Genomic DNA, 17,301 nt, shown 5'->3' with positions numbered 1-17,301 from the left:
ATCACTGAAATAAAAATTATGAACACATTTAAAGCCTTACTCATTTTCATCACTATTGGTTTTGCCATAAATATAAATGCGCAAGAAGCCAATAGTACCGATGAACCAAAAAAAAACACAAAACAAGCTACGGTAACTTATTACCAACAACGCGCTGCAGAGGATGCAAAATATGAGCAGGAGTTTACTGCTCAAAACAACAGCGAAGACAAAGCTTTTTGGAAAGAACAAAAAAAATACGAAAAACAATTAAAGAAAAACAACAAAAAAGCTTATCGCGCCTACATTCAAGGAAAAAAAGAGGCATACGCAGAACATCACCAACATTGCAATCACGATCACCATAGCGATTATTTTTATAGCAATGCCCAGTTTTATTATTACCAATACGACAACAGACACAACTATCAGAGAAGACCAAATCGTACTATAATAAACACTCCGGTGCGAGTAAGCACTCCGAGCATTCGTTTAGGGATTTTTTAATTACGGGTAAACTATTTTTTTTTTAATAATATCTTTTTTAAGACCGACGAAATAATTTTTGTTAAAGAATTCTGATTGAAGTTTCTATGCCATATATTTATTTACTGACTAACCAAAAAGAGCATTCCTAGAGGATTTATTCCTGACACTTTCACAACACTGACAACAGATCTGTAATAATAAAACCTCTTGTAACACTTTTAAATAAATCTAATTACTGTATATTACCATCTTATCTAAAGGTGGAAATTATGAAAGACAATAAAATATTACGTTATATTAAAGACGTGTTAGAAAATAAGCCAACTGGCTGGTTGAATCTAACAACTCACAGACTAGATATTTATGACGAAAAATTGGCGAAAACTCAATTCTTAGAACAGTTTGAAATTTTATTTAATAGCAATAATTCTGAATCAAAGGCATTAGAAGAGTTACCCACTGCTTATGACTATATTCGATTAGGGCATCCATTATCTTGTATATTAGAATGGGTGATTGCCCACTTACATCATTTAAAACCAGAAAATGTAATTAGTTTTTCCTCAAAGACGACTCCGATTTTGGCAGTACTAAGGAAAAATTTATTAGCTGGCAAAAACACTCAAATTATTTACACTGGTGAATTACCAGAATTTTTTGATGTTGAAGTACTTCAGCACATTTATGGCTATACATTTGATTTAAAGAAGATTGAAAAAGAAACAGCCATTTCCAAGTTTGACGGGAGTACCATTTTCATTACGCAGCAAGATGAAATTAGCACTTTTGATTTTACCAAAAACATTGACTTTTTTATCAATGTTCATTCTGACTTTGGAAGTATTTTAGTTGTAAATGGAGACCAAAACGAAAGTTATATCCCCGAAATTCAGCATGTCAGAAGAAGAGAGACCATTGCAATGACGCCAGCCAATTGTCTTGCTATGTTGAAAATTCTGACAGCACAATCTTCTTTAGAACCAAAAGAGAATACTATCGAGACAAACAAAGCAATGGTTTTAGATTCGATTGCGACCATTACCGGAAGCAAGACAAAAGCACTAATTGCTTCCAGTGGACTATCAATTCAATATGCGGTTGTCATGGGATTAATTCATGATGCGAAGGAAAACCATAAAGGAAAGGCGATCAAAATTATTGTTCCCCCCAATTGTTACGGTGGTACAAACGACCAAGCCAGACGAGTTGCTGCTTGCATTGACTCTGTTGAAATACTGGATTTACTGGTTGACGGTGGTAAAGATATGGTTGAAAGTATTGCGCTTCTTTTAGATAAAATTGCTGACGAGGATGCTATTCCAATCATAATTGCTGAAATTCCAACAAATCCCAGAGTTGAAGTTCCGGATCTTTTCAAATTAAGCGCTACTTTGAGTAAACAGCGAAAAACTGCAACTGGTAAAATTGCTACAGATCCTATTTTTGTTTTAGATCAAACCTTTTGTCCAAATGTACACTTTTTAGGTGAAGAGGATATATTATCACCAATTAGGACCATTTCATATGTAAGCGGATCTAAATTTCCAAGTGGCGGGCAATGTACTGCGGGCTATTGTGTGGGAAATAAAAAAACGGAAGGGTTGATGAAAAAAATAGAATTTCATCTAAAACTTTGCGATAATGAGGCTACCAATCTTCAAATGGAGATTTTGGCAAAACAATTGCCTTCTATGAATCAAAGAATAAAGGATGCATATCATAATACACATGAATTTGTAAACTTCATAAAAAAAACTTTACCAGCGGCGAAAATTAATTTTGTTTCGTCAGCATTGGCAGACCAAGGATTTACCCCCTCTGTGTTTTCATTAGACCTTCCCAGTAAAGGGAACACAACGGAAGAAAAAGAAGCTCATAAAAGAGAGTTAAATCTTAGGTTAATAAATTTAATGATTAGAGAAATACCTAATGAAAGCAAGTTTTGTGTGAGTTATGGGCAGTTAAAAGGATGTTACTGGACTATTCCGGCAACATCAACTCAAGGGACTACTAAAGAGGGTGACAAAGATTACATCGTACGTGTAGCACTTTCTCCTACCATGGATTTAGAACTTCACAAAAAAGTTTTTTTAGATTTTGTCAGCCAAATTTAATTCTGATCCTATACCATTCCTCTATTTAACCTTGAAGGAAAAAACTAAGTAATGATCCATATTAACTAAAATAGAATTTTCTAATTTTTTTTTACAGAAACAGACAACCATTACAAGTAAACCACTGTGGAGGGATAGGTCAAAGATTTGGTTATTAATACCAAACAAAATTACTATTGGCTCCATAAAAAAGCTTTCAGAAAAGTATTTGAATGCTGATAAAATGATCTATTTAGTGGTAGGTGATGCTGAAACGCAGTTAAAAAAGCTGAAGAAAATTGGTTATGGAACACCAATTCTTCTGAATACACCAGCGGTAAATAAGCTGATTTAAAACTAATTTGGGTTATAAGTAATAACCATGGTATAATGTCGTATTTTAAAATCAGGATAAAATCATGTAACAATATGATTTAAAGCTGTTTTACTTAAAGTTAATTCTTTTGACTTTACGACTTTTAAACTTTCGACTTACTTACATCACTGATTCTCATAGCCGCGATAGATGTGAAAATTTTATTCACTCATTTCATCATATCGCTCCGGAACTTGGGGATCATACAGCGAACATTTGAATTCATCCATTATATTCACTAAAGTATCCATTGTTTTTCCTTCAGTGCCATAACAATCAATTTTTACACTTTGGGGCGTCATCCTGATATGAAAAGCACCTGCACCATAGTTATTTTTCCAACTGTTCTCGTCTACTTTTTCCCATTTGGAGAATACAGAAGCAATTCTGTTCAAAATGACTTGTACCGGAAGTTCTTCAAGACCTTCAATTTCAGCTTGTTCTTCTGAAACAGCTTCATAAACTTCGTGATGGTTGAGATAAATTCCCTCCAGATATTTCCAAAAAACCAATTCGTACATAGATAAAAAATTAAAAGATTAAAGAATTGAAAGATTGAAAAATGAACTTCAATTGAAGCTTTTTAATATTCAAAAGTTCCGTATTCACTGGTAATAGTCAGTTTTTTTGAAGTAGCAGCTTCTACTCTACCTACGATTTGCGCATCAACATTAAATGATTTTGAAATCGCAATAATGTCTTGTGCAACAGCTTCCGGAACATAAATTTCCATACGGTGACCGCAATTGAAAACTTGGTACATTTCTTTCCAATCCGTTTTAGATTGTTCTTGAATTAACTGAAATAATGGCGGAACTGGAAATAAATTGTCTTTTATAATGTGTAGGTTTTCTACAAAGTGTAAAATTTTAGTTTGGGCTCCTCCACTGCAATGCACCATTCCGTGAATTTGATTGGAAGAATATTGGTCTAAAATTTTCTTAATGATTGGTGCATACGTTCTGGTTGGCGAAAGCACTAATTGTCCGGCATCGATTGGTGAATTTTCAACGGCGTCTGTCAATTTTACTTGTCCAGAATAGATTAATTCTTCAGGAACTAAAGCATCGAAACTCTCCGGATATTTGGTTGCCAAATATTTCCCGAAAACATCATGACGCGCCGATGTTAACCCGTTGCTTCCCATTCCGCCATTATAGTTTTTCTCGTAGGTAGCCTGGCCAAAAGAAGCCAATCCTACAATTACATCACCGGCTTTAATATTAGCATTATCAATTACTTTGCTGCGTTTCATACGAGCAGTTACTGTTGAATCTACAATTATAGTTCGAACAATATCGCCTACATCAGCAGTTTCTCCACCTGTTGAATGAATGGTCACCCCAAAAGATTCCAGTTCTTTAATCAGTTCTTCGGTTCCGTTAATAATTGCTGAAATTACTTCAGCGGTAATCAAATTTTTATTTCTTCCAATGGTTGATGAAAGCAGAATATTATCCGTTGCACCCACGCACAATAAATCGTCAATATTCATGATTAAAGCATCTTGGGCAATGCCTTTCCAAACAGAAATATCGCCTGTTTCTTTCCAATACATGTAGGCCAAAGAGGATTTAGTTCCCGCTCCGTCAGCATGCATGATCAGACAATATTCTTCGTCTTGAGTTAAATAATCAGGGACAATTTTACAGAAAGCTTGTGGATATAATCCTTTATCAATATTTTTTATCGCATTATGAACATCTTCTTTGGATGCCGAAACACCGCGAAGCGCATATCTTTTTGAAGTATCTGAACTCATGTAGTCTAGTTGTGAAGTCTGCTTTTATGCAGGTAGTTGTGCGGCAAAGGTAATTATTTTTTTGGGTTTTGCCTATCGAGTCATCAGAAGTGTTTCTTGCTAAAATTGTCATACTAAGAATATTTGTTTACACCCTTCAATTTAGCCTTTCAAGGTGCAAAACATCAAAAAAATGTCTACCTGAAACAGATAGACATTTTTATTAAATTTCAATGGCGCAATAAATTACTCCCAATCAAGCATGCATGCGTCAAAAAATAATACTACCCTAGAGCACCGGTAAATCCAGATATTATTTGACTTATAATGACACTCGATGTGTTAATAAGTAGATTACTTCGTAAATAACAATTCTCTGTATTTTGTTAGTGTCCAAATCTCATCATCCACTAACAGCTCCAGTTTATCACAATGGCTTCTAATTTCTTCAAAAAATGGTTTTACTTTATCACAATAAGCTAGAGCCATTTCATGTGCATCAGTAATTGCATTGGCTTTCTTTCTAGCTTCGGTCATTTCATGAACTTTAGAATTGATCCCCTCAATATGTCCGGAAATTTCTTTGATTAAAATGATTTGTTCTTTTGCAATTTTTTCAAAATCAGCACCAAAAATCTCTTTTAGTCCCTTCACATTTTCAATCAAAGTGTTTTGGTAGCGAATGGCTGTTGGAATAACATGGTTTTGAGAAAGATCACCTAAAACTCTACCTTCAATTTGAATTTTCTTAGTATACTCCTCTAATTCTATTTCATAACGTGCCTCCACTTCAATATGATTCATGATACCCATTTCAGAAAACAAATCTAAAGCTTGCTTAGAAGCTCTTGCTTTTAGTGCTTCAGGAGTTGTTTTAAAGTTACTTAACCCTCTTTTACCTGCTTCAATTTCCCATGCTTCACTATATCCGTCTCCTTCAAAAAGGATTTTCTTAGAAACTTTGATGTACTCTCTCAAAACATTGAAAATAGCATCATCTTTTTTCATGTCTTTAGATTCTATCAGCGCATCTACTTCAATTTTGAAATCTTTTAATTGTTTTGCTACAATAGTATTCAAAGTCGTCATTGAATTAGAACAGTTAGCTGATGATCCTACTGCTCTGAACTCAAACTTATTTCCTGTAAAAGCGAATGGTGATGTTCTATTTCTATCTGTATTGTCCAAAAGAACATCTGGAATTTTCCCTACTACATTTAGTTTTAAGTCTGTTTTTTCTTCTGGAGATAGTTTCCCTGCAGTTACACCTTCTAATTCTGCTAGAACTTTAGTCAACTGCGCCCCAATAAATACGGATATAATTGCTGGTGGTGCTTCATTTGCCCCTAGTCTATGATCATTACTTGCAGTAGCAATTGCACCTCTTAATAAAGACTCGTAATCATTTACTGCTTTTATTGTATTGATAAAGAAAGTCAGAAACTGTAAATTACTCATTGGAGTTTTACTAGGGCTCAATAAATTCACTCCTGTATCTGTTGCCAAGGACCAGTTATTATGCTTTCCGGAACCGTTCACTCCTTTGAAAGGTTTTTCATGAAACAACACTTTCAAATCATGGCGTTCTCCTACTTTTTGCATCACATCCATCAACAAGCAGTTATGATCAACAGCAAGATTTGTTTCTTCAAAAATAGGAGCCAATTCAAATTGATTTGGTGCTACTTCATTATGACGTGTTTTCACAGGAATTCCTAACAACATGCATTCTTGTTCCAAGTCTCTCATATACATTAAGGCACGAGTAGGTATAGACCCAAAATAATGGTCATCTAATTGTTGCCCCTTAGCCGATGTATGTCCTAACAAAGTCCTACCGGTCATCATAAGATCAGGACGCGAATTTGCTAAAGATCTATCAATTAAGAAATATTCTTGTTCCCAACCTAAAGTTGCAGTTACCTTTTTTACATTTTTATCAAAATATTTACATACTTCGGTAGCAGCGTCATCCATAGCGGTCAAAGCTCTCAACAAAGGTGTTTTATAGTCTAAAGCTTCCCCCGTATAGGAAATAAAAACCGTTGGAATACACAAAGTAGTTCCAAAAATAAATGCTGGAGATGTTGGATCCCAAGCTGTATACCCTCTAGCTTCAAATGTATTTCTGATTCCACCATTTGGAAAACTAGATGCATCCGGTTCTTGTTGTACTAATTGAGCGCCACCAAATTTCTCTACTGGATCACTGCCATCATACGAAGTTTCAAAGAAAGCATCATGTTTTTCAGCGGTTGTTCCTGTAAGTGGCTGAAACCAGTGTGTATAATGAGTCACCCCTTTAGCCAAGGCCCACTCTTTCATTCCCATTGCGATATAATCCGCTAATTTTCTGTCTATTTTAGTTCCATGTTGAACTGCATCGCGCACTCCTTTAAAAGCATCTGAAGTTAAAAACTGTTTCATTGCTTTGTCATTAAAGACATTTGAACCAAAAATAGTTGATTTTCTATCAGTCTCTTCAAATTTTACTGGAACTCTGTTTGATGCTTCTTTCAAAGCTTGAAAACGTAATGATGACATACAATTTTGTTTTAATTAATTAAACCCCCTATTATTTTGATGCAAATATAATTTAATAATTACTTTTATAAAATATTACCTCTGTTTTTTATGGGTAACCACGTCAAATTTATCAAATTAACAAAAAATATTAATTATAATAACAACTTAGCAATTTAAACACCCCTATTTATTTTTACTGATATTTTCATAAAATAAAATAAACATAGACAATCACAAACAACACCAAACTTTCGATTAAATATTTATTGAAGTTAAACAATCTAAAAGTATCTTTGTGCAACTTTTTAAATATATGATATATGATTGTCTGGATTTCTTTCTTAGTAGCCGTAATGATTTTCTTGGCTCTTGATTTAGGTGTTTTCAACAAAACGCCACATATTATAAGTTCAAAAGAAGCGGGTAAGTGGACTGCAATATGGGTTACTTTATCATTCCTGTTTTCCGGCGTTATTTATTGGCTCTACAACAATAATTATATCGCAAATCCGGATCAATTAACTCCCACAACAGCATCCATAAAGTTCATTACCGGATATTTAATTGAATTATCATTAAGCATTGACAACATCTTTGTCATAGCCATAATCTTTTCTGCTTTTAAAATTCCGCCACAATACCAGCATCGTGTTTTATTTTGGGGAATATTAGGGGCAATATTCTTTAGAGGCCTAATGATCTTTTTTGGCGTTATGCTAATCAATAAATTTTCTTGGATGACGTATATTTTTGGTGCTTTCCTGATCTATACTGCCATGAAAATGTTGTTTGGAAATGAAAATGAAAAATTTGAACCTAAAAAATCATTCGTCTATAAAAGCCTAAAAAAAATAATGCCCATATCTAATCATATGGATGAGGAGCATTTCTTTGTCAAAAGAAGACACATTACTGCCGCAACCCCTCTATTTGTAGCTCTTGTGGTTATTGAAGTCATGGATGTGGTTTTTGCCATTGATAGTGTTCCTGCTATTTTAGCCATTACTAATGACCCCTTTTTAGTTTTCAGTTCTAATATTTTTGCCATTCTAGGATTGCGATCCATGTATTTCTTTCTGGCTAATATGTTAGCTAAATTTAGTTATCTGGAATACAGTCTAATTGCTATTTTAAGTTTTGTTGGTGTGAAAATGTTAACCCATGACATACTAAAAAAATACAATTATGAAATTCCGGAATGGATGTCACTGGCTTTTATAGCGGTGGCTCTTATAGTGGGAATTGTAGTTTCACTTAGAAAAAACAGCAAAGAGTTTGTCTCCTAATTTTAAGGTCTATAAAAAAAGGAAATCTTTCGATTTCCTTTTTTTTTGACTTCTCTGAAATTATAAATTTATTTTTTGAATTTCACTTTTACTAACCTTCAATGAGGACATAACTGCATCCATATTATTTTTGTTTATTGTAGAGGCAAAATTTGCTGGTACAATTACTATTCTAAAAGTTTGATTTTGTGTCCAACTGGAATCTAAAGTATTCAGATTGAAATTAGCCGCAAGAAAAATTTTAACATCAAACCTGGAATAATCAAAATTAAAATCTAATTCACCACCATTATTCAGATAATACGTTTGAGGCATTAATTTCCAAATATCTGCTCCATTTACCGTATCATACAAATGGTATACTAAAACAGAATCCGAAGAATAAATTGGCGGATCAAATACAACCAAGCTGCTATAATTATTATTGGAGTTGAACGAAGTTGTAACTTCATACACTTCAGTTCGAGGACCGTTATCAACGGTATCATATAGTTCTGTCACTTCACAACTTTGTAGAGTCATCATCCCGATGAAAACTAAAAATAAGGTAATTTTTTTCATTCGTTATCGTTTTATAATTTATATTAAAAAACTCTATTCATGAATTGTGCCAAACTTTATTTTCAAAAAAAAGTGCTTTTCAATTATGGAAAAAAAACTTAAATTATACCTAATAATCCTGGGCTTAAAAGAAACTAAAAAAGCCTCTCAGATGAAAGGCTTTTTTAAAATTTTATTACTATTCGGTTATTATTTCTCCACAACAGCCACGCCATTATTGTTTAAAATTTTGCTAAAAAACAACACATGAGAAGGTAACGCATTTTCCCAATATTCCCACGTATGCGCTCCTGGCCGTTCCGTATAATCGTGAGCAACTTTATTATAAACAAGCCTTCGGTGTAATTCTCTATTGGATTCAATCAAAAAATCATCTACACCGCAATCTATAATCAATTCCAGTTTGTTACTTTTTATTTTATCCACCATATTCAAAACTGCACTGGAGGCATATACTTCCTGTGGCGCTCCTTCAATCCCAAAAACAGGTTCCATTAATTTAGTAACTCTTTCCTTAGATTCCGGATTAATCATGCTTCCCATATCAACAGCGCCGCTCATACTTCCTGCTGCACAAAATAGTTCTGGATGTCTTGTCGAAAGATACAATGCTCCGTGACCTCCCATAGAAAGTCCCGTAATTACACGTCCTTTTCTGTTGTTTATTGTCCGATAAGTGTTGTCTACTTTCTGAATTACTTCTTTTGTAATATACGTTTCAAACTGACTTCCCTTATTCACAGGGCTATCCAGATAAAAACTGAATGTTTCTCCTTCCGGCATTACGATTATGATATTATACTGATCTGCTAAATTGTGCAATAAATTCTTATCCGGAGTTTTAGACAACCAATCATTAAAATGACCATAAGCGCCATGCAACAGATAAAGCACGGGATAATTAATCTTGCTTTTTGCATACGAACTTGGTAATACTACCGCAGCTTTATACGTTTTATTCATTGCCATACTAGGAATTTGCAATGTATCGGCTTTTGCTGCATAAGAAACTACAGTATGACCAAGAAGAAAAAATAAGAATACAATTTGAAGTTTTTTCATACTATTCGGTTTTAAGGTAAAATGTAAATATAGTACTTTAACTCGTTGGGTGTAATTAATGAAAATTTCAATTAATCTTAACTAAAAAAAATGAACCACATAGAAACATAGAAAAAAAGAGTTGGACAGCCCAATTTTTGGCTTCATATAGCTATGATTTTCTCCAAAAAAGTGAAACGACTTACATAATTTTAAAATCTATGTTTCTATGTGGTTAAAAAATTAAACGCATTGGATTACACCCAACAGCTACTTTAGAATAAATGTAATAAAGTCGCAATAATTACATGAACAAAAAAAGACCTCTCATTACTGTAAGGTCTTAAAAAAAAAATAGATCATGCCCGCCCAAAAGCGGGATAAGCGATTCACACACTTTTTGCGATGCAATTCAATACTGATTACCTTAGATCCCGCCCAAAAGCGGGATAAGCGATTCACACACTTTTTGCGATGCAAAAAGTGGTTCTCTGCTTACATATTTCTTCTGTATTGTCCACCTACTTCAAATAAAGCAGCTGTTATTTGTCCCAAGGAACAAACCTTGGTCGCTTCCATTAAATACTCGAATAAATTTTCGTTTTTAATGGCTGCTTCCTGAAGCGTATTTAAATGATCCTTCACTACATCCTGATTGGATTGATGCAAATGGTTCAACATATCAATTTGGTATTGTTTTTCTTCCTCTGTGGCGCGAATTACTTCGGCGGGGATTACTGTTGGAGAACCTTTGGAACTCAAAAACGTATTCACACCAATGATAGGAAATTCACCTGTATGTTTCAAAGTCTCATAATACAAACTTTCTTCTTGAATTTTACTTCTTTGGTACATGGTTTCCATAGCTCCAAGCACGCCACCACGTTCTGTAATTCGGTCAAATTCTAATAAAACTGCCGCTTCGACTAAATCCGTTAGCTCTTCAATAATGAAAGCACCTTGAATTGGATTTTCATTTTTGGCCAGTCCTAATTCTTTATTGATAATCAACTGAATTGCCATCGCACGACGCACAGATTCTTCTGTAGGTGTTGTAATTGCTTCATCATACGCATTGGTATGCAAGGAATTACAATTGTCATAAATGGCATACAACGCTTGCAAAGTAGTACGAATATCATTGAAATCTATTTCCTGTGCGTGCAAAGAACGTCCCGAAGTCTGAATGTGGTATTTCAACATTTGCGCACGCTCGTTAGCGCCATATTTATTTTTCATGGCTTTCGCCCAAATTTTACGTGCCACACGACCGATAACGGCATATTCAGGATCTACACCATTCGAAAAGAAAAACGATAAGTTGGGTCCAAAATCATTGATATTCATACCACGACTCAAATAATATTCTACATACGTGAACCCATTAGAGAGCGTGAAAGCCAATTGTGTAATTGGATTTGCTCCCGCTTCGGCAATATGATACCCTGAAATAGAAACCGAATAAAAGTTCCTTACATTCTTAGTAATAAAATATTCCTGTACGTCACCCATTAATCGCAACGCAAATTCAGTAGAGAAAATACAGGTATTTTGCGCTTGATCTTCTTTAAGAATATCGGCCTGAACGGTTCCACGAACTTGAGATAACGTTCTTGCTTTTATTTCGTTATACACTTCCAAAGGTAAAACCTGATCTCCGGTTACACCCAAAAGCAGCAACCCTAAACCGTTATTCCCTTGGGGCAAATCCCCTTGATAATGCGGTCTTTCAACTCCTTTTGCTGCATATATTTTGTTGATTTTTACCTCAACTTCTTTTTCAAGGCCATTTTCTTTGATGTAAAACTCACATTGTTGGTCAATCGCTGCATTCATGAAAAACCCTAATAACATAGGTGCCGGTCCATTAATAGTCATACTCACCGAAGTCATTGCATGAACCAAATCAAAACCAGAATATAATTTCTTAGCATCATCCAAACAACAAATAGAAACTCCGGCATTACCTATTTTTCCATAAATATCAGGGCGTACATGTGGATCGTTTCCGTATAAAGTCACACTGTCAAAAGCCGTTGATAATCGTTTTGCCGGTAATCCCGCACTTACATAATGAAAACGTTTGTTCGTTCTTTCCGGTCCGCCTTCTCCGGCAAACATACGAGATGGATCTTCTCCTTCACGTTTAAAAGGATATAAACCTGCGGTAAAGGGAAATTCTCCAGGAACGTTTTCCTGCAAACACCAACGTAAAATATCACCCCAAGCTTTGTACTTTGGCAATGCAATTTTCGGAATTTGAGAATGTGAAAGGGACTCCGTGTGCGTGGCCATTTTGATTTCTCTATCCCGAACTTTGAACGTATACACCGGATTCTTGTACTTGTTTACTTTCTCGTCCCAAGTCAAAATGATTTCCCAGTTGTATGGATCCAAATCCATTTTTATTTTATCAAATTGATTTAGTAAAAGATTTAAAAATATTTTGTCCTCAGCAGCACCCGGTTTTTCAGATTCTAAAGCACTTGGCAAAACCGAATCGTCATTAATTCCTGTTTTATTCAATTCAGGGATTTTTCTAGTAACCGATTCAATCGTTTTAAAAATCCCGTACAATTTCTGAGCCACTTGTTCTTGGCTAACGGCCGTAACATCATACTTCCGGTTGCTCTCGGCAATTTCAGACAAATAACGGGTTCTGTGTGGCGGAATAACGAAAATCTTCTCGCTCATTTCACGAGTGATTTGGAATGTTGATTTCAAATCAGAATTCGTTTTTTCATGGACTTTATCCATTATCGCTTTGTACAGCGTATTCATTCCCGGATCGTTGAACTGCGAAGCAATAGTCCCAAAAACCGGAAGCGTATCTAAATTCGCATCCCATAAATTATGGTTGCGTTGGTATTGTTTTTTCACGTCTCTCAATGCATCCAGAGATCCGCGTTTGTCAAATTTGTTTATCGCTACCAAATCAGCAAAATCAAGCATGTCGATTTTTTCCAATTGAGTTGCAGCGCCAAATTCAGGCGTCATTACATATAAGGATACATCAGAGTGATCCATGATTTCTGTATCGGATTGTCCTATACCTGAGGTTTCCAGGATTATGATATCATAATTTGCTGCTTTAATCACTTGGATTGCATCGGCAACATATTTAGACAAAGCCAAATTCGATTGGCGTGTGGCCAAAGAACGCATGTAAACTCGAGGGTTATTAATAGCGTTCATTCGGATTCTATCACCTAACAAGGCACCGCCGGTTTTTCTTTTTGATGGATCGACGGATATTAATCCGATAGTTTTTTCCGGGAAATCGATTAGAAAACGACGCACTAATTCATCCACCAAAGAAGATTTTCCTGCTCCACCTGTTCCTGTGATTCCAAGAACCGGAGTTTTACAACCCTGATTCTTTTTTTGGATAACTTCCAGAGTTTTGGCCGCTATGTCTGGGAAATTCTCTGCTGATGAAATAATTCTGGCAATTGCTTTTGGATTTTTTTCTTCCAAATGTTTTATTTCATCCGTCAGTTTATCTCCAACGGGATAATCAGATTGTTGTACTAAATCATTAATCATTCCCTGCAATCCCATCGCGCGACCGTCATCCGGCGCATAAATACGGGTGATTCCGTACGCTTGCAATTCGGCAATTTCAGAAGGCAGGATTACTCCTCCTCCCCCACCAAATATCTTGATTTGCCCAGCTCCTTTTTCCTGAAGCAAGTCATACATGTATTTGAAATATTCGTTGTGTCCGCCTTGATACGAAGTTATCGCAATAGCATTCGCATCTTCCTGAATCGCGGTATTGACCACTTCTTCCACACTGCGATCGTGACCCAAATGGATTACCTCAACGCCTGTAGACTGAATGATTCTACGCATAATATTGATTGCAGCATCGTGACCGTCAAAAAGCGCAGCTGCGGTAACAATTCTTACTTTATTGTTAGGGATATATGGTTTTTGTTGTTCCATTTTATGAATATGATAATTTAAGACTGCAATTTACAATTTTATTTTAAAAATTATCCGTTGTTACTGTTGGTTATTAATAAATAATAAAGTTTATGCCATGCAGGACAACAAATAGATTAAAATTGGGCTATTTTTTTTAAACATAAAACAACCCAATCTAACTTTTTTATAAACACAGATACATTTAGTTTTGAAAAACACTAATCATTACTAAAAAACAAAGCTAAAAACAAAATGCTAATGCAAAAAATTACAATCCTAATCCATTGCAAAGATCAAAAAGCAATTATTGCCTCCGTTACAAATTATATTGCCTCCATTGATGGCAATATAATCTACCTGGACCAACACGTTGATGCTAATGAGAATGTGTTTTTCATGCGTTTAGAATGTGAATTCAATACCAAAAATTGGAATATTGAAGCTATTAAAAATGATTTTCAAGCAACGTTGGCTTCACCGTTTAATATGTCCTGGGCAATGTACACCCAAGATGAAAAACCAAAAATGGCATTATTTATTTCAAAATACGACCATTGTTTGTATGATATTTTAGGACGCCACAGCGCTGGTGAATTGCCACTAGAAATTCCTTTGATAATAAGCAACCATGAGGATTTGAAACCAGTAGCAGACCGTTTTAATATTCCGTTTTATTATGTACCTTTTACCAAAGATACAAAAGCCGAAGGCGAGCAAAAACAACTGGATTTACTGAAGCAGTATACTATTGACTTTATTGTTTTGGCTCGCTACATGCAGATTATCACCCCTAAATTGATTGCGCAATACCCGAATCAAATCATCAACATTCATCATTCCTTTCTTCCTGCGTTTCCCGGGGCAAAACCCTATCACTCAGCTTTTATGAGAGGTGTTAAAATCATAGGCGCTACCAGTCATTATGTGACTGAGGAATTGGATGAAGGTCCAATTATCGAGCAGGATATTACCCGAGTTACACACAGTCATTCTATTGAAAATTTCATCATGAAAGGACGTGATCTGGAACGTACGGTTTTGGCAAGAGCCATAAAACTGCATGCCGAGAGAAAAACAATAGTATATGACAATAAAACGATAGTATTTCTATAGACTTATTACCCTTTAAAATCCAGGTCTTAAACAAAAAGATAACTCAAAATTAAAACCTGAGACAGTCCATCGTGTAACTTGCTACCGAGTGAACAAAAAGTATGCATTGAAACAAAGTAAAAAAAAACTTAACGTATGTACAACAAAGTAATAACAAAATCTTAACAGCAAAACGCCTCTGTAAGTGTGATCTTTGCAGAGTAATAAACTGGTTATTTATTATTTTGGTTTTGGTTAGTTAAAGAATTGCCTGCATAAAAATGCAGGCAATTTTTATTTAGCAGTGTTTATAAAAGAAAGAACAGCATCGTTAAAAACATTAGGCTGTTCCACATTGACTACATGTCCACAGTTTTGTATTACAAACAACGTAGACGATTTGTAATGATTTTCTACCACTTTTTTAACTGATGGTAAAAACATATAATCCTCTTCGCCCATCACATAAAGCGTAGGAATATTTAACTCGACCTGACGGAACCATTTGAGTACCGGATTTATTTCGGCGGTGAGTTTAAACCATTTGATAAATTCTTTTTGGTATAATTTCTTGGCCTCGTTGATAAAAAGCACCCGAGACTGTTTGTGACTTTTTTTTGGCATGATGACAAAGGCAAAAAACTGATATAAAACCAAATAAGGCAGTACATATTTAAACAAATTACCCAATCGCATCAATACTTGAGAACGGAAATTCATTTTCAATATCGCACCGCCAAGGATCATGCTTTGCACGCGTTCCGGATACATTTCAGCCAATTGTCTGATGAGTATGGTTCCCAATGAAATTCCGACAAAATGTGATTTTTCAATTTTGAGATGGTTTAAGACTTCCAGAATATCATTGGCCAAAGCCGAAAAAGTATATTTTTGTTTGAAAGCTGTTTTCAGCGTAGGTTTTGATTCCCCGTGACCGCGTAAATCCAATAATAAAACACTATGCTGTTTCTTAAAATCCCGTATTTGTTTGAACCATATAGACGAACTTCCACCAGCACCGTGAACAAAAGTTACCCATTGGTCGCTGTTTTTATTTTCGTAAATGGTATAATTGATCACGTCTTTTTTTTGTAAAAATAGCACATTAATTTTAAATCCCAATCTTAACAAATAATAATGCTTCTTTTAAGATCGTAAAATGTAAATTTGCATAAAATCATCACCCATGAAAGGATTATTGCAAGAGAAAAGTGAAATAGAAAAGCTTAAAAAAGAGTACCAAAAGTTCTCAGAACTAAATTTCCATATCGAAAATTCTTCTGTTAAATCGATCGTGACAACAGAAAAATTGATTTTAGAAGAATGCGAATTATAATTTTTGATGCATTTTTTTAAAATAGTCAAACGCTTTTAACAGCCTGCTTCCATACCAGGAAAACATTTCACCATCTACAAATACCGTTTTTGCGTGGTGTGTGTGTCTTCCTATTTCGAAAGCATCTTCCTCTTTGAAAGGATACGGCTCTGATGAAAGAAAAACCAAATCCGGATCCCCTTCTAAACGCATTTTTTTGAGTTCAATTTCCGGGTAACGTCCAGAAGTCTCGGCATTGCCTGCATATATGTTTTGAAAATGGTTTAGTTTCAGTAATTCATTGATAAAATTATTAGAACCGGCAACCATAAAAGGATTTTTCCAAATGAAATATACTACTTTTTGTTGCGGCTTATCTTTTATAAAGTTTTTAAAATCGCTCAGGGCAAAAGCCAATTTATCGTTCCATTTCTGGGCTTCGGTTCTGCAATTGAAAAGTTGACCAAAGTCGGCAATCATCTGAAAATTATCTTCAATCGTGATGATATTGGTCACCCAAACCGGACAAATTTTACGCAACTCTTCCACAATTTCAGCGGTATTTTCCTCTTTGTTACAAATGACAATATCCGGTTGCAACAATCTGATTTTTTCGTAATGCACTTTTTTGGTGCCACCAACTATTTTCTTGGTCGACTTAAAATGATACGGATGCACACAGAATTTTGTAATTCCTATAATTCGGTCTTCCAAACCTAAATCATACAGCAATTCCGTTTGTGAGGGAACCAATGATATAATGCGTTTTGGCGAAGTTTCAAAAGAATGTGTTATTCCGATTTGATCGATTAAAGTTTTTTGTCTCAAGTTTAATGTTTAATGTTTAGTAAATCTAATCAAAAATTATATTT

The 17,301-nt window shown here is 34.9% G+C and carries 12 protein-coding genes; 4 read left to right on the top strand and 8 right to left on the bottom strand.

The features are described 5' to 3' along the window. The first annotated feature begins 18 nt into the window (after positions 1 to 18). The gene (locus EKL98_RS06800; protein ID WP_126561871.1) at positions 19 to 486 is read left to right on the top strand and encodes a hypothetical protein; all 468 of its coding nucleotides are present in this window, start codon (positions 19 to 21) and stop codon (positions 484 to 486) included. Positions 487 to 737: 251 nt separating this feature from the next. Beyond that, positions 738 to 2,582 carry a PLP-dependent aminotransferase family protein gene (locus tag EKL98_RS06795; protein ID WP_126561870.1) on the top strand — a complete coding sequence of 615 codons (1,845 nt, stop codon included), beginning with the start codon at positions 738 to 740 and terminating at the stop codon, positions 2,580 to 2,582. A gap of 516 nt (positions 2,583 to 3,098) precedes the next feature. Here EKL98_RS06795 and EKL98_RS06790 read toward each other — a convergent pair. The 3 genes from EKL98_RS06790 to EKL98_RS06780 all read right to left on the bottom strand — a co-directional run bounded on the left by EKL98_RS06790 (position 3,099) and on the right by EKL98_RS06780 (position 7,222). After that, complete coding sequence (locus EKL98_RS06790) at positions 3,099 to 3,458, bottom strand: hypothetical protein (RefSeq protein WP_126460964.1); 360 nt, start codon at positions 3,456 to 3,458, stop codon at positions 3,099 to 3,101. 62 nt (positions 3,459 to 3,520) lie between these two features. Then, positions 3,521 to 4,699, bottom strand: coding sequence for an AIR synthase related protein (locus tag EKL98_RS06785; protein ID WP_126460967.1), 1,179 nt, complete (start codon positions 4,697 to 4,699; stop codon positions 3,521 to 3,523). A gap of 333 nt (positions 4,700 to 5,032) precedes the next feature. After that, positions 5,033 to 7,222: a glutamine synthetase III family protein gene (locus EKL98_RS06780; RefSeq protein WP_126460970.1), complete on the bottom strand. Its 2,190-nt coding sequence runs from the start codon at positions 7,220 to 7,222 to the stop codon at positions 5,033 to 5,035. A 302-nt stretch (positions 7,223 to 7,524) separates the two neighbouring features. On the opposite strand from EKL98_RS06780, the gene EKL98_RS06775 reads away from it, so the two are divergent. Continuing rightward, complete coding sequence (locus EKL98_RS06775; protein ID WP_126460973.1) at positions 7,525 to 8,490, top strand: TerC family protein; 966 nt, start codon at positions 7,525 to 7,527, stop codon at positions 8,488 to 8,490. A 60-nt stretch (positions 8,491 to 8,550) separates the two neighbouring features. Here EKL98_RS06775 and EKL98_RS06770 read toward each other — a convergent pair whose 3' ends face one another. The 3 genes from EKL98_RS06770 to EKL98_RS06760 form a co-directional block, all read right to left on the bottom strand. Further along, positions 8,551 to 9,051, bottom strand: coding sequence for a hypothetical protein (locus EKL98_RS06770; protein ID WP_126460976.1), 501 nt, complete (start codon positions 9,049 to 9,051; stop codon positions 8,551 to 8,553). Positions 9,052 to 9,240: 189 nt separating this feature from the next. Next, positions 9,241 to 10,113 (bottom strand): alpha/beta hydrolase, encoded by an 873-nt coding sequence (locus tag EKL98_RS06765; RefSeq protein ID WP_126561869.1) that lies wholly within the window; start codon positions 10,111 to 10,113, stop codon positions 9,241 to 9,243. A gap of 474 nt (positions 10,114 to 10,587) precedes the next feature. Continuing rightward, entirely contained in the window at positions 10,588 to 14,040 is a 3,453-nt protein-coding gene (locus tag EKL98_RS06760) for a methylmalonyl-CoA mutase family protein (protein WP_126561868.1), read from the bottom strand. Positions 14,041 to 14,280: 240 nt separating this feature from the next. Between EKL98_RS06760 and purU the strand changes: the two genes are divergently transcribed. Next, positions 14,281 to 15,135 carry a formyltetrahydrofolate deformylase gene (gene purU / locus EKL98_RS06755; RefSeq protein ID WP_126561867.1) on the top strand — a complete coding sequence of 285 codons (855 nt, stop codon included), beginning with the start codon at positions 14,281 to 14,283 and terminating at the stop codon, positions 15,133 to 15,135. Between the two features lie 273 nt (positions 15,136 to 15,408). On the opposite strand, the gene EKL98_RS06750 is transcribed toward purU, so the two are convergent. Beyond that, positions 15,409 to 16,194 carry an alpha/beta fold hydrolase gene (locus tag EKL98_RS06750; RefSeq protein WP_126461574.1) on the bottom strand — a complete coding sequence of 262 codons (786 nt, stop codon included), beginning with the start codon at positions 16,192 to 16,194 and terminating at the stop codon, positions 15,409 to 15,411. A 250-nt stretch (positions 16,195 to 16,444) separates the two neighbouring features. Next, positions 16,445 to 17,257 (bottom strand): ABC transporter substrate-binding protein, encoded by an 813-nt coding sequence (locus EKL98_RS06745; RefSeq protein WP_199736841.1) that lies wholly within the window; start codon positions 17,255 to 17,257, stop codon positions 16,445 to 16,447. Between the last annotated feature and the right edge of the window lie 44 nt (positions 17,258 to 17,301).

It is taken from the genome of Flavobacterium bomense (assembly GCF_003970355.1).
Note: the sequence above shows the minus strand (reverse complement) of the source record. Positions and strands in the feature narration are given on the sequence as shown.